The 14,991-nt window shown below is 35.1% G+C and carries 10 protein-coding genes; 9 read left to right on the forward strand and 1 reads right to left on the reverse strand.

All coding sequences use genetic code 11. The features are described from left to right. The first annotated feature begins 13 nt into the window (after window positions 1-13). From QKW49_RS00360 to QKW49_RS00395, 8 genes are all read left to right on the forward strand, one after another. Window positions 14-877 carry a DMT family transporter gene (locus tag QKW49_RS00360; RefSeq protein WP_282865611.1) on the forward strand — a complete coding sequence of 288 codons (864 nt, stop codon included), beginning with the start codon at window positions 14-16 and terminating at the stop codon, window positions 875-877. Window positions 878-940: 63 nt separating this feature from the next. Further along, complete coding sequence (ligA, locus tag QKW49_RS00365; RefSeq protein WP_282865612.1) at window positions 941-2,938, forward strand: NAD-dependent DNA ligase LigA; 1,998 nt, start codon at window positions 941-943, stop codon at window positions 2,936-2,938. Window positions 2,939-3,648: 710 nt separating this feature from the next. Continuing rightward, window positions 3,649-4,443 carry a nicotinate-nucleotide pyrophosphorylase gene (locus QKW49_RS00370; protein ID WP_282865613.1) on the forward strand — a complete coding sequence of 265 codons (795 nt, stop codon included), beginning with the start codon at window positions 3,649-3,651 and terminating at the stop codon, window positions 4,441-4,443. A gap of 146 nt (window positions 4,444-4,589) precedes the next feature. Then, window positions 4,590-5,441 (forward strand): methyl-accepting chemotaxis protein, encoded by an 852-nt coding sequence (locus QKW49_RS00375; protein WP_282865614.1) that lies wholly within the window; start codon window positions 4,590-4,592, stop codon window positions 5,439-5,441. A 771-nt stretch (window positions 5,442-6,212) separates the two neighbouring features. Next, window positions 6,213-7,292, forward strand: coding sequence for a TRAP transporter substrate-binding protein (locus tag QKW49_RS00380; RefSeq protein WP_282865615.1), 1,080 nt, complete (start codon window positions 6,213-6,215; stop codon window positions 7,290-7,292). A 137-nt stretch (window positions 7,293-7,429) separates the two neighbouring features. Beyond that, window positions 7,430-7,930, forward strand: coding sequence for a TRAP transporter small permease (locus QKW49_RS00385; RefSeq protein ID WP_282865616.1), 501 nt, complete (start codon window positions 7,430-7,432; stop codon window positions 7,928-7,930). Beyond that, on the forward strand, window positions 7,927-9,198 hold the full coding sequence (locus QKW49_RS00390) for a TRAP transporter large permease (RefSeq protein ID WP_282865617.1): 1,272 nt from the start codon (window positions 7,927-7,929) through the stop codon (window positions 9,196-9,198). Before QKW49_RS00385 ends, QKW49_RS00390 begins: the two co-directional genes overlap by 4 nt. A 31-nt stretch (window positions 9,199-9,229) precedes the next feature. After that, the gene (locus tag QKW49_RS00395) at window positions 9,230-10,381 is read left to right on the forward strand and encodes an iron-containing alcohol dehydrogenase (RefSeq protein ID WP_282865618.1); all 1,152 of its coding nucleotides are present in this window, start codon (window positions 9,230-9,232) and stop codon (window positions 10,379-10,381) included. 1,457 nt (window positions 10,382-11,838) lie between these two features. Here the strand turns inward: QKW49_RS00395 and QKW49_RS00400 are convergent. Next, on the reverse strand, window positions 11,839-13,167 hold the full coding sequence (locus tag QKW49_RS00400; protein WP_282863714.1) for a transposase: 1,329 nt from the start codon (window positions 13,165-13,167) through the stop codon (window positions 11,839-11,841). 224 nt (window positions 13,168-13,391) lie between these two features. Here QKW49_RS00400 and QKW49_RS00405 point away from each other — a divergent pair, with 224 nt between their 5' ends. Then, on the forward strand, window positions 13,392-14,855 hold the full coding sequence (locus QKW49_RS00405) for an aldehyde dehydrogenase family protein (protein WP_282865619.1): 1,464 nt from the start codon (window positions 13,392-13,394) through the stop codon (window positions 14,853-14,855). The last annotated feature ends 136 nt before the right edge of the window (window positions 14,856-14,991 follow it).

A 14,991-nucleotide genomic window follows, 5' to 3' on the forward strand; every position in this document is an offset into this window, starting at 1 on the left:
AGGAGAATTTAATATGCAAAATTTCAGTATAGGGATTGTTCAGGTTCTTATTGCAGCATTTTTATGGAGTACAGGAGGCGTTTTTATCAAAGCCATTGATGCAGACCCCATATTTATTGCTGCAGCAAGATCGGCGATCGCCGGTTTGATACTACTTCCGTTCATAGATTTTAAAAAACTTAGGTTTTCCTTTGGCCTTGCAGCGCTGCTTGTAAGTTATGCATATACGCTGTGTTCTTTTGTAATTGCAACAAAGCTTACAGCGTCTGCCAACGCTATTGCGATACAGTATACTGCACCGTTATGGCTGTTTATTTTTACTGTTATTATGACAAAAAAGGTGTCACTAGCCAGGATTATACCTATGGCATTTATCGGCGGAGGTATCCTGTTTTTTTTAATGGAACCGGTGTCAGGAACAAATGCAGCAGGTAACTTAATGGCTCTTTCAAGTGGTATAGGTTTCGCCGCATTGTCTTATTTTATGAGTAAACCTCAATGTATTGCCGGTGTGGGTCTGATTAGCTTATGTAATCTTACTGCCGCATTGTGTATGGTATTATTTATTCCTTATCCTATTAGTGTTTCGAGTATAAGTACGGTTGGATGGATGTCCTTAGCCTACCTAGGGATATTTCAAATAGGAATAGCCTATATTTTTTATGGCAAGGCGTTAGAGACCGTAGCACCGCTTAAAGCAACTATCATAGCATTGATTGAACCTATTTTGAATCCGATATGGGTAGTGATATTTATTCACGAAATACCAACCATATACGCCCTTTTTGGAGGCGTAAGTATCCTAATAGGTATATTGCTGGATATTAAAGCAAGTAATTCCACGCCTAGAGAGAATGTAAGCGTAAGCAACAGTTGAGTTGTAGAAATAAGAAATCATGGTATACTAGTAATGCCATGATTATTTTGGAGGTAGAAGGATATGAACTTGGAATTAGTAACAAAAAGAATAGAAGAATTGAGAAAAAAGATTGAGTATCATAACCATAAATATTATGTAGAAGATCAACCGGAGATCAACGATTTTGAATACGATAAAATGCTTAGGGAGCTAGAGAAATTGGAACAGCAGTATCCACAGCTGGTCACTTCCGATTCTCCTACACAACGTGTTGGCGGAAAGCCTATTGAGGGGTTTGAAACTGTAGTACATCAGATTCCTATGCAGAGCTTATCCGATGTTTTTGATGAACAGGAATTGTTTGATTTTGATAATAGGGTTCGGACAGCCATTGCGCCTCAGCAAGTAGAATACGTGGTCGAGCTAAAGATTGACGGCTTATCCGTATCATTGGAATATGAAAATGGTGTTTTTGTCAGAGGGTCCACACGAGGAGACGGTATAGTTGGTGAAGATGTTACCCAGAATTTGAGGACCATTAAGTCCATACCTCTCAGACTAAAAGAAAGCATCCCATTTCTTGAAGTAAGAGGTGAAGTGTTTATCTCCAGGGATAATTTTATCAAATTGAATGAACAAAGGGAAGCTCTAGAGGAGCCGGTATTCGCAAATCCCCGAAATGCTGCTGCCGGTTCTCTTAGGCAGCTTGATCCAAAGGTTACCGTAGGAAGAAAGCTGGATATTTATATTTTTAATATTCAACAGGTGCAAGGGGCTGAATTGGAGACCCATACCGAAACCCTTGAATATCTAAAACACCAGAGCTTTAAGGTGAGTCCTACATATAACGTATTTCATGATATCGCGCAAGTTCATCAGGAGATAGTGCGGCTTGGTGAAGAACGGGGAACACTTCCTTTTGAAATTGACGGTGCGGTGGTAAAGGTAAATTCACTGCGTCAGAGAGAAATGTTGGGAAGTACTTCCAAGAGCCCTCGATGGGCAGCAGCGTACAAATTCCCGGCAGAAAAAAAAGAAACGGTGATAAAAGATATTTTTGTGCAAGTGGGAAGGACCGGTGCGTTAACACCTAATGCTGTCCTTGAACCGGTGCGGTTGGCAGGAAGTACTGTAAGCAGAGCTACCTTGCACAATATTGACTATATTCGTCAGAAAGATATCCGCATAGGAGATACAGTCATTGTGCAGAAGGCGGGAGATATTATTCCTGAAGTGGTTGAAGTGGTCATCGACAAACGGAACGGCGACGAAAAAGAGTTCAGCATGCCTGAACAATGTCCGGAATGCGGTGCCCCGGTAACGAGAGAAGAGGGAGAGGCGGTTACGCGGTGTACCGGTATCGAATGTCCTGCGCAATTATTGAGGAATATCATACATTTTGCATCAAGAGACGCTATGAATATTGACGGATTAGGGCCGGCGATCATTGAACAGTTGTTGGAAAAGGGCTTGATAAAAGGTGCTGCCGATCTTTATTATCTGAATTTCGAAGATTTGGTCAATATGGAGAGGATGGGGAAAAAATCGGCGCAAAACCTATTGGATGCGATAGAAAAAACAAAAGATAGTGATTTGAGCCGATTGATTTTTGCTTTTGGTATCAGGTTGATTGGACAGAGAGCCGCTAAGTTGCTGGCAGATCATTTTGGTTCTTTAGATGGATTAAAAGAGGCAAGTGTAGAACAGATTAGTTCCATTCATGAAATTGGCGATAAAATGGCACAAAGTGCTGTCAATTTCTTTATGCAGGAACAGAGTATAGATACCATTGAAAAGCTGAAAGCAGCCGGAGTAAATATGGAAAGCAAGAACAAAAAAGAAAGAAAGGATAATCGTTTTGAAGGATTTACTTTCGTCCTCACCGGAACATTATCCAAATACAACCGCAGCCAAGCTACGGAGATCATCGAGAATTATGGCGGTAAAGTTTCGGGAAGCGTATCTAAAAAAACTACTTATGTATTGGCAGGAGAAGAAGCCGGCAGTAAATTGGATAAAGCGGCGAAATTGGGCGTAAAGGTCATTAGTGAACAGGGGTTTGAGGAAATGACAAAGTAGTTAATCAATGCTGGACAAAGCTTATTTGCAAAAGCGGCTTGTTTGAATCGAAGTATATAGGATCTATCTTAATAACCGGGTATCCGAGTGCTGATGAAACCCGGTTATTTTCATTGATTAGTAAAAAAGTAGTCATATCTTGTTGCTTTTTGTTTCAGTAAGTTCTTTCTTAAATCTGTGATTTTCGTTATACATTCATGTAAGTTTAGATTGTAGTAAAAAACTCCAAAAATAAGCTCCTTTTTAACAAGAATTTATAATATGAAGCTAAGGATGAGCTTTGTTTATAAGATGGTTTTATCATAAACACAATAAGAGCTTTGGATAGTCAAAAATAATTCGATAATAACGAACCAAAAATAAATTAAACAAGAAGGATTTTTGTAATATACGTAGAATAACTATTATATCAAATAAAAACGAAAGGCATTCGGCAATATCGAATCAGTAGCCATGTCGATTTTAGAAGGGAGAATGTTGATGCAATGATTGAAAAAAGATACTTGTAAGAAAATGGATCATCTCTGATACGTTCTGTTGTCAAAGCTTTAAGTATTCTAAATCTGCTTGCAATTAATAAACGAAGTATGTCTTTGGCAGAAATATCTAAGAAGATGAACCTGGCTAAAAGTACAAGTACATGGATTGCTTTCAACTTTGAGGAATTTTAGCATTAGGTTATCGCAGATCAGTATTAGGAGGAGATATCAATGGAAGTTAGAGAATTTCTATTTACAAACATAGAAAATAAAAGAAGAGAGTTTACTATAATATCTAAAGAAAAAGGAGTTTTGTCTGGGACATTACGTTTAAAACAATTAGCGGATGAATTGAAGATAGAGGTCATAAACATAGCCGATGAAGCAAAAAGATTAAACCCGGGAGACTGTGTTCTAGAAGCGATTGGAAATCCTGAGCAAATTATTAGAGCAGAAGAGATGCTTTTAGGTGTCATTGCGAAACCTTCAGGAATAGCAACCGCTGCAGCAGATTTAGTTCAAGTGGCTGGAGATAAGACTAAGGTGGTTTGCGGTGGATGGAAAAAAGTGGCTCCGGAGAGTAGAGCAGACTTGCGACAATCCATTATTGCCGGTGGCGCAGGAATGCGTATTACAGATCAGCCATTTGTTTATTTGGATAAAAACTATGTGCGTCTTCTTGATGGTGTTGGGAATGCTGTAGCACGGGCAAAGGCTTATAAGACCGATCGTATAGTAGTTGTACAGATCCGAGGCGAAACGCGGCCCATATTTGATGAAGCGACTGAAGCAGTAGAAGCTGGAGCTGGAATAGTCATGGTTGATACCGGAAAAATGGAAGACCTGGAAAAAGTAATTGAGACGGCAATTAGACATGGATGGCGAAATGATTTGCGTATAGCTTTTGCCGGCGGTGTTAATCAAGCAAGTTTAAAGGCAGTAGCTGATTTAGGGGGAGATATTGTGTGTGTAGGAAGGGCAATCATTGATGCACCTTTATTGGACTTGAGTCTTGATATTAGGTAGTAGAAGTTTGAATGGAAGATGATATTTGGAACGTCATGTTTTTATGGATTTATCCAATGTTATTACATCATTAGGCCCTCATGAAGAAATAAAACTAGAATGTGATGGGATGATTATTGGTATGTAGGAAGGGAGGAACAGAGCAGTTGGAAGAATGTAAAATTAAAGTATTAAATGAGGCTATTGTTGCAGGAAAATATATTTATGAAGCTTTTGGGGGGAATAGTAGTATTACAGTCGTAGATGAAAATTTAAGAATTTATCTACATTTAAATGGCAATAAAATAAGCTTTGATTTAAAAAAAGGTGATCATTTGCCTAAGGGAACAATTATTGATATTGCTATGAATCAAAAAAAAAGAAACTTTTTGTATGTTAGTAAGGAAAAATCAAAATTCGGATATTCATATACGGGGATTGGTATTCCTGTAGCAGATGAGAATGGCCGAGTGGTTGGAGGTATAACAATTACATCTTCAGTAGAACGGCTTGAGTTATTAAATAAAATAGGGTCTGTACTTTCCGATATATCGGGTCAAACGTTAGAAGGTATCGATACAATGTCTGATAACGCAGTTAAACTTTCACAAACCATAGGGAAGCTTTTAGAAATTACGGATGAAACGAAAGAAGGCTTAGCCGTAATAGAAAAAGTAATAAAAATGATAAAGGGAATAGTAGATCAAACAAAACTATTGGCTTTAAATGCAACTATTGAAGCTGCACGTGCAGGAGATGCAGGGAGAGGCTTTGCAGTAGTTGCAAAAGAAATAAGAAATTTGGCAGTAACTTCTCAAGATGGTGTAGATGAGACATCTAAGAAATTACTTCAGATTTCAAAAGCGGTAGAAATTATTGCGGAATATATTTCTGATATTAATAATGCATCAGAATATCAAGCTGCTATGACAGAAGAAATCAATTCATCTTATACTGAAATTGATGAGTATATCAAAAAAATCTATTTACTTTTGCATGAGGCCAAAGAAGAATTGTAAGGATGTATTATGCTACGGTAGCAGAATGAATAGCACTAATGCTGCTTGGGGATATTGAAATGTTAATGAGTGAGGTTGCATCATAACCATTGTCATGAGGTTGTATTATACAATATTTTGATTTGGGACATAATCACATGTGCTACAATGAGATATTATGGTAAATGGATTAGAAACTCTATGCAAATTCATTAAAAAATATTGCAATACAAATAAAAAAGTAGTATACTTATACTATAATAAAAATGCAATTGTTTGTCGTATAATACAAAACATTGTACGATAATGTAAAACAACAAAAATATTTAGTCATTAGTATCGAGTATAACTATCGTTTTATATAAAAACTATTTCTAAGAGTGTTGAAGATAATATACATATAAGATTAAAAATGAATTTAGACTCTTCTTTCGGAATAATGCCTAATCAAAAAAATAAATCAGCAGTTGATTTTAAGTTTATGCTGCGATGACATTGATCGTGGCTACTAAAAGGTCAATACACAAGAACAATATACGGTAATACAAAACAGCAAAAAAGTAATTGATAATAGATGTTTGCTGATTGATTTTCATAATTAATGCTATATAAAAATGCGATCTAAAATTTACAGAAAGAGAAATATCCCTTGAAAAGTGAAAATGTACTTTGAGGGTAATAAAACATTGCTTACTCATCTCTCAAAACATCTAAATATTAATAAATAATACTTTAGAAGCTATTTAATTTTAAATAGATTAACAAAAAAATTAATTAAAAGGAGAGAGGAACATGAAAAAAATGAAAAAACTAAAAAAACTAATCAGCTTTATTTGTATTGCAGCCCTGTTGCTCAGTCTTATAGGTTGTAGTAGTGCAAGCAAAACAGATGAAAGTCAGGGACCGGATACTAAAGCAGATGCAAGTCAGGGAACAGATGCTAAGAAAGAAAAAACTTATAAGATTAAATTGGGCCATGTAACTCAAGAATCACATCCATATCATCTTACATCAATGAAGTTTGCTGAGTTAGTAAAAGAAAAATCCGAAGGCAGAATTGATATTACGATTTATCCGGCAAGACAACTTGGTGGCGATAAGGATTTAATAGAAATGGTGCAAAATGGTAGTCTGGAGATGGGAGCGATTTCTTCCAGTATTTTTGAGGGTTTTACTCCTTTGTTAACCGCTCTGCAATTGCCTTTCTTGCTTGAATCATACGATACCATAGACAAAGTAATACCCAGTGATGCTTCTAATGCTCTTCTAGATGGCCTAGATGAAATTGGTATAAAAGGTTTAGGTATATATGATTCCGGATTCAGATACTTTATTAACCCTAAGGCAAGTGTTGCTTCTTTGGAGGACTTAAAAGGTAAAGTATATAGAGTTGCTGAAGCACCACTATTAATAGAGATATACAAGGCTCTTGGAGCGAGTCCTACTCCTATACCATACGGTGAAATATACACAGCACTTCAAACAGGCACAGTGGATGGCGCCGATATGGATATGCCTGCTATTGTCGCAGAAAAACATTACGAGGTAGCAAAATACGTTACTATTTCAGGACATTTTTCATGGCCTTTTGCTCTTGTGATGAACCCTGAACTATTCAATTCAATGTCAGCAGAAGACCAAAAGATAATAACGGATGCTGCAAAGGAATGTTATGAGTATAATCATAAAATCATTAGAGAGATGGATGATAAATCAAAAACGGATTTAGAAAAAGAAGGTGTTACTTTTAATACCATATCTGATAAAGAAAAAGAGGAATTAAAACAAGCCGTATCTGGAATCTACGATCAATATACTGCAAAGGATAAACGTATATTAGATTTTGTAGATGAAGTAAAAAAATACAAATAAAGCATAAATATTTAAAATCCAGTCCAATTTGATAAACCACCAGCAAACTGGTGGTTTATCAAATAATCAATAAGACAAGAGTGAATCTTATTTTATAAACTGCTACTTATAATATAAATGATAGGGAGTCTGTGTATATGATGCAAATTATAAAGAAAATAGGAGATGGTATTGATAGGGTGTCTCTTATCATATCAGGAACAGCTGTTGGAGTAGCAAGTGCAATAGTAATAATCCAAATATTTCTAAGATATTTTTTCGGAAATGCCCTAAGTTGGGCTGATGAACTCTCAAGATACTGTATGGTTTATGCTACTTATATAGCATTACCCTGCGTTTATAGAAGAAAAACATTAACAGGAATAACAATTTTTGTAGAAAAAATCCCCTTGAAAATACGTAAATACATAGAGTTGCTAGCATTAGCATTGAGTATATTTTTTCTAAGTATAACAATATTTTTTGGAACGAAACAACTTTTATCTCCTTCTGTTTTAAGGCAAATAACTCCAGCGTTGAAGATACCAATGTATATTCCGTATTTCTCAGTACCTTTAGGTGCCACATTGTTGCTGTATTTTATTTTAGAAGATGTTTTGCACATATTTAATAGAAAAGAAGGAAGTGACACAATATGATTATAGCAGTATTTATAATTTCTTTACTTATTGGCGTTCCTATAGCTATTGTGATGGGTTTAACAGCGGTTGTTCATATTATTACTACTGGAAATTTTACTTTTTTCTTAAATGTATCTCAAAGAATGTTTGCCGGAATCGATATGTTTAGCTTGTTATGTGTGCCACTTTTTATTCTTGCAGGGGAGCTAATGAATTCAGGGGGAATTACAAAGAGGTTGACAGATTTCGCCAGAGTATTGATTGGGCATGTTAGAGGGGGGTTAGCATATGTAAGCATATTAGTTTCTACTTTTATGGCGGCAATTGTAGGTTCGGCAACTGCCATAACAGCTATCCAATGTAAAACACTAGTCCCTGAAATGATTAAGGATGGATATGATGAGGATTTGGCTGTATCTGTAAGTACGGCAGGTTCTATTATAGGACCGATTATTCCTCCTAGCATGATTTTTGTAGTTTATGGTGTAACTGCCGGAGTATCTATCGGAGGTATGTTTATAGCCGGTATTATACCAGGACTTCTATTGGGTGTAGGATTTATGTTCTTGGCATATCTTAATATTAAAAAAAGGAATTATCCTAAAAATAAAAGAGCTACACTAAGTCAATGTATAAATGTGACGTTAAAAGCATTACCGGCGTTAATGCTACCTGTTATTATACTAGGCGGAATGTTGGGCGGAGTTTTTACACCAACTGAAACGGCGGGTGCTGCAGTTTTTGTATCCATCATAGTTGGTGGTTTTATATATAAAGACCTGGAATTCAAAAAAATTCCTGCTATGCTAGCGAATACAGCTGTTACGATGGCATCTGTTTTAATTATTGTTTCAACAGCAAATGTATTTGGGTGGACATTGGCTGTTGAACAAATACCTCAATTGATTTCAAAAGTTTTATTGTCTATTAGTACAAATAAGTATGTAATTTTATTAATTATAAATATATTCTTGCTTTTTGTGGGTTGTGTAATGGAAGCATTCGCAGCGATTGTAATGTTGGTTCCGGTTTTTAGTCCTCTTTTAGCTCAATTAAATATTGATCCACTACACTTTGGTATTGTAATGTCAGTAAATTTGATCATCGGTATGATCACTCCACCGGTAGGGATATGTTTGTTTGTAAGCACTAGTATGAGTAATGTAAGTATAGAACGACTATCAAAAATAATAGTTCCGTATATTACAGTATCATTTTTAATATTGTTGATAATAACTTATTTCCCGGGTGTAATAACGTTTTTACCAAATCTGTTAATGAAATAAATATTATCATAAACATAAAGGAGAGATAAAAATGAGTAATTTTACATTTGAGCATAATACTAAAATAGAATTTGGTATAAATTCAATTAATAAAATACCAAATATAATAAAGAAATTAAAATGTAAAAATGTAATGTGTGTTACAGATCAGGGATTGGTAAAATCCGGAGTCTTTAAGCAGCTTACTGATATACTAATAAATTCACAAATAAACTTTGTTGAATTTACAGAGGTTGAAGCAGACCCAAGTACTAAAATGATAGAAAAAGCGGCTAAAATATCGAAAGATAATAATGTAGATATGTTAATTGCCATTGGAGGGGGCAGTCCCATTGATACAGCTAAAGGTATAAGAATTATAATGGATAACAATGTTAAATTAGAGGACTGTAGCGGTGTTGAAAAAGTAGATAAAATTTCTACACCAATGATGGCAATTCCAACTACAGCAGGTACGGGTAGTGAAGTTACTAAATTTGCGGTTCTGAGTGATTTGGAAAAGGATTTAAAATTTACCGTTACAAGTGGTTTGATATGTCCTGATTATGCCATACTAGATCCGCAGCTGACCATTGGGCTGCCAGCGGGAATAACTGCTGCTACAGGATTTGATGCTTTGACTCATGCAATTGAAGCTTTAACCTCTATAATAGCTCAACCTTTGGCAGATGTTATTTCATTTGAAAGTATAAAACTAATATTTGACTGGTTGCCTAAAGCAGTGAATCAAGGAACAGATTTGGAAGCACGAAGCGAAATGCTTAAAGCACAATTATACGCGGGCATTGCTTTTAATAATGCATTTTTAGGGTTATCTCATGCCATAGCAAGTCCTTTGGGTGCTCACTGTCATATCCCGCATGGTTTAGCTAATGCTGTTATGCTGTCTTATGTAGTTAAGTACAATGTGCCGGCAGCTGCTGATAAATATGCTAAAGCTTATGATATCATTAAAAATAATGTTTCTTCTGAAGGGAAATATGATAAGGGATATCAATTTGTAAAAGAAATAGAGAATTTAAACAAACTTTGTTCCCTTCCAAGCAAATTAAGCGAAATAGGTGTGGATAAGAAGAAACTTGATTTGGTAGCGGAAGATGCTTTAAAAAGTGGAATGTTGAAATTCAACGTACGAAGTGCGGATAAAAAACAAATTAGAGAAATTTTAGAAGAAGCATATTAATACAGATAAAAAACTCTGAAAGTAAAAATTAGAGCACGGAAGTAGGAATGCTACTTGGGGACGGTTCGTCTGTGGCATATGATTTTGATGCTACTGAAGAACTGTCTCCATGTGGCATTCCGGTAAGATTATTTCTAACTTTAGAGTTTTTCATCTATAGTTTAAAATTATGCGTTTAAAGTTGAGTAAAAATATAATTTACATAAGTAGAAAAGGCTGAAATAATAAATAATAATGAAACTTTTTACCTATTTTCTTATATAGGCTGCGGATAAATTTTAATTACTGTAACTTAGAGGTATATACTAAATTGTAAACAAATGTAATTAGCAGTGTACCCGATAATTGCATTGGCAGATAAATGACAAAAAAATATAAGTGAGATCCTCCAAATATGTTAGTTTTATATTGACTAAAGATATAAAACTAACATATTTAGGGGGGATCACTTATGTCTGATGTTACTATGCTGCAGAGCAATCTTATATAGGTTTGTAATAAAAATTTCCATATTTTAAATTTTTTAATTTTTTCAAAAATATCTTGTAAAAATTCAGGACTAGTGTTATAATGAAATAAAAGTATTAACAATCACTCCAGTTCTATAGCTGTTGATTACTAGTAATTAGTAAAGAAGGTCATTGCTACATGTTTATAGGACTTTACAAATTTCTTTGCTTTTAGTCGTATCAATTATCACATTAATTTAATCAATTTAATCAAGTAATATTGATTCTTATTTTAGCTGTATTATAATGTTTTTTTAATAATTCGATTAAGTGAATTTTATAATATTGAAAAATGTTGAATCACTATTATTCATTAGCATAGCATAAAAGCTTTTAAGCCGTGCATCACTCTTTTTTCTTGGAATAATTACAGAAATAGAACCGTGGTTATCAAAGTTTATACCTTGTACAATGTATTACAGGGATGTTCGTCGAGCATCTTGTAACAGTTATATAAATGATTGACTCATCAAACGATGAACGGTTGCATACCGCTTTGATCTTGGGACTGAAGAAATAGCTCAATATACTGTTTCGGGTGAACTATAAAGACTTTTTTATTGGATTAAGCAATATGTAATTAAGATTTTTTTTTGATACATAAACAGAACGATATACGGCAATATCGAACAGATGTCTTTTGTAATAAAAAGCAGTTCGATGGATTTGTAGATCATTTTTTGAGGAAGTCTTAAGAAAAGTATGTGTTTACTTTTCTTTTGAAATATAAATTTAAGGGACTTTTGGTTTTGAAAAAGTTTCTAATATGTAGATGTTCAGTAAATAACAACAAAATGGTATAGAATGTTAAAGTTTTAGGTTATAGCAATAAACTATGTTCATGTGTACTTTGAAAATTTAAAGAATGGATGATAGGAATAATTTGGTATCTAAAAATGGTCGGAGATTCCCTATGCAAGAGAATAGTAAGAATATTTTTCCTGTAGTTTATGCAGCAGTCTTATGGTATTCTTTATTCTCAAGGGTTATGGCTATGGCTTTTGCATGTTGGAGCATGCAAACTAAGGCAGTTCTCACGAAGAAGTTCTTGGTACCCCTAAATAATGGAGATTTAAGACCGTTGTTGAGTACAATATCTCCAATAACGGATTCTATACGTGCTCTTCTTGAATAGATGTCTTTCCAGAGTTGTGAGCCTCTGGGAACTTGGGTAAACCAACGAATATCATCTTCAATGTGAGTATAGACTGTCTTGCCATAGCCAGAATCACAACATGGATGATCACACTTTAGTTTTTCAGCCAATTTTTTAGAAGCTTTTCTTGGACACCGCCATTTTAGTCGTCTTTTTTTCTTATCAATACCCCAATAGTAAAATGTATGACCAGCAGCACAAACAGGCAAACCAAACTCATTAGTAGGTGTTGGAGTTTGAGAATTTCTTGGATTAATTGCAATAATAGGCTTACCGCCTAGTAAACTAATCCACCAGTAAACATAATAAGCGTCGTATCCCGAATCAGCAATGACATAATGAAAGTCAACTTTCAAGTTGTGATAAAGATGCATTATTAGATGTGGTGTCATTCTAACATCGTGGACATCAGCACCTTCGACGAAGAATGTTAGTGGTAGGCATTTAGATGGATTATCTATCATAGGAGTTGTTGCAAAATGCAGACCGTATCCCATTAGATATTCATCAAGATTATGATCATAACCTTTTGTGGCTTCGGAGTCAGTACACATAGAGCATTTAAAGGGTTTTATATTACTGGCATAGCATCTACAATATTTTTCAGGAACATACTTTTGTTTGCAAAAAGATTTTACCTTGCAGCCGTCAAAGATTACTTTATCATGGGGATCAATGATTCCTAATTCGATAGATTCTTTGACAAATAACAATTCAAATATTTTACGGATTAGAGAACCTTGAAGCATGACATCTTCAACGTTTTCATCGCCGAAAAGATTAGAGATAAACCAAGAGAAATAAGCCTTAGAGGGCGTCTTGTCAGGAGAGAAACCTGATAGATAAGCATATCTTGGTGTATCCCTAAGTTCTTTGACCCATTTATTAATGGATGTAAAGCCAGCAAGGTACATCACAAGTAAAGACCTTAAAGCATCTTGAGGGCGATAAAGTGCAATACGTCCTGCAGGATTTTGTGAATAAAAATGTAAACAGAAGTCATAAACACGAGATAGATCAATCTTTGATATTATCTTAGCAATGCTGTCAGTCTCACTGACAGATAGAAATAAATTAAGTTTATAAGCCAGGTGACTCTGGTTTGGTGGAAGCAATGACATCAGCCCCTTTCTAAAATATTCTCTATTTTAGCAGGTTTGAGGGCTGTGAGGTGAAGAAAATTGTTTCCAGTTGATAAAATCAAGTTGAATCAAGGGGTTCAGCTTTGCTGAACACCAACTTTCTAATATATGAGTGAGGTGATATGATGATTGTAATTACTTAACGGATTAAACTATTAATAGGAGAAAAGAATTAATCATCAACTGTAGAGAGGAAGTGTACAATGGTCAAAGTCAAAACGTACTTAAATTACATCAATGGAGAATTTGTTAAATCAAGCAGTGGTAAAACCATTAGCTGTATTAATCCGGCGAATCAAGAGGTTGTTGGATATGTACAGCAGTCAAATGAAAATGACATTGAGAATGCTATTCAAGTAGCCGACACTGCATTTCACAACACGAACTGGAGATATAATTCCGCTTTACGCTGTAGTACATTAATGCAATATGCAAATCTTGTTGAGAACAAAAAAGAAGAACTTGCCCAGCTGCTGACAATGAATAATGGAAAAACAATCGGTGAAGCGCATGCAGAAATAAACGGTTGTATTGACGGTATACGTTATTATGCAGGTTTGTCCAGAAATGTATTCGGAAAAAGTGTAGTCCCTTCTGAAGATTCATTAGGAGTATTAGTTCGAGAACCTGTTGGTGTTGTAGGTATTATTTCACCGTGGAACTGGCCGGCTTGGTTAATGATCCGGGGAATGCTTCCTGCTCTGGCTGCCGGGAATGCAATAGTAGTAAAACCTGCAACCTTAACAGCTGCAATATCAATGGAATTAATTGAAATTCTTTCTGAAGTAAAAGATATTCCCAAAGGCATTATTAATGTTGTCACTGGACCAGGCAGAAGTGTAGGCGATGCAATGGTTAGAAGCAAACATGTGGATATTATTAATTTTACAGGAGATGAAAGTACTGGGGTAGCTATATCCGAGGCGGCTGCAAAAACTATTAAAAAACTTTCTTTAGAACTTGGAGGAAAATCGCCTAACGTAGTTTTTGAAGATGCTGACTTAAGTAAAGCTGTTCCAGGAGCTATATGGGCATTTCTTTTCACATCAGGACAGCTTTGTATGGCCGGAACAAGGCTTGTTGTGCAGGATACAATCTATGATGAATTTCTAAGGACGTTAAAAGAAGAGATAGAGAAGCTTAAAGTTGGAAACGGATTAGATGCAAGCAATCATATTGGTCCGGTAGTATCGCAGACACAACTTGATACGGTAATGGAATATATTAATATTGGTAAAAAAGAAGGTAAAGTTATAACAGGGGGTTACAGATTAACCGGCAAAGAATTTGACAATGGATTCTTTGTGGCACCAACTGTGATAGCGGAACTGGATGATAATTCAAGATTAGTTCAGGAAGAAATTTTTGGTCCTGTTTTGGTTGTGCAGAAATTCCATACGGAAGAAGAAGCAATCAAAATTGCAAACGGAACCAAATTCGGTCTAGCTGGAGCGGTATGGACTAAAGATGTCAATAGAGCTGTCCGTGTTGCAAGAGAAATTAAAGCAGGAACCGTATGGGTTAATACGTACAATAAATTCTACACAGAAGCAGAATTTGGCGGATATAAAGCAAGTGGTATCGGTAGAACTCATGGGGAAGAAGCCTTGTTAGAGTGTACAGAAATAAAACATATTAATTTTGATATTAAACCAACTTATTTTTAATTTATGCAGAAATATAACTTCTAATATTAGTAGACATGATCTTAGATTTTCTCTATTGAAAGCTTAGTTTTTATGGGAAACATACCTAAAAAGTGAGAAAAGTTATATATTCATATAACTTAATAAAAAATAAAGG

The sequence above is a fragment of the Petroclostridium sp. X23 genome, from assembly GCF_030013905.1.
Classification (GTDB): Bacteria; Bacillota; Clostridia; order SK-Y3; family SK-Y3; genus X23.

Coding starts and splice junctions, on each gene's coding strand:
- QKW49_RS00360 (WP_282865611.1), top strand. CDS start 14: ATGCAAAATTTCAGTATAGGGATTGTTCAGGTTCTTATTGCAGCATTT.
- ligA (WP_282865612.1), top strand. CDS start 941: ATGAACTTGGAATTAGTAACAAAAAGAATAGAAGAATTGAGAAAAAAG.
- QKW49_RS00370 (WP_282865613.1), top strand. CDS start 3,649: ATGGAAGTTAGAGAATTTCTATTTACAAACATAGAAAATAAAAGAAGA.
- QKW49_RS00380 (WP_282865615.1), top strand. CDS start 6,213: ATGAAAAAAATGAAAAAACTAAAAAAACTAATCAGCTTTATTTGTATT.
- QKW49_RS00385 (WP_282865616.1), top strand. CDS start 7,430: ATGATGCAAATTATAAAGAAAATAGGAGATGGTATTGATAGGGTGTCT.
- QKW49_RS00390 (WP_282865617.1), top strand. CDS start 7,927: ATGATTATAGCAGTATTTATAATTTCTTTACTTATTGGCGTTCCTATA.
- QKW49_RS00395 (WP_282865618.1), top strand. CDS start 9,230: ATGAGTAATTTTACATTTGAGCATAATACTAAAATAGAATTTGGTATA.
- QKW49_RS00400 (WP_282863714.1), bottom strand. CDS start 13,167: ATGTCATTGCTTCCACCAAACCAGAGTCACCTGGCTTATAAACTTAAT.
- QKW49_RS00405 (WP_282865619.1), top strand. CDS start 13,392: ATGGTCAAAGTCAAAACGTACTTAAATTACATCAATGGAGAATTTGTT.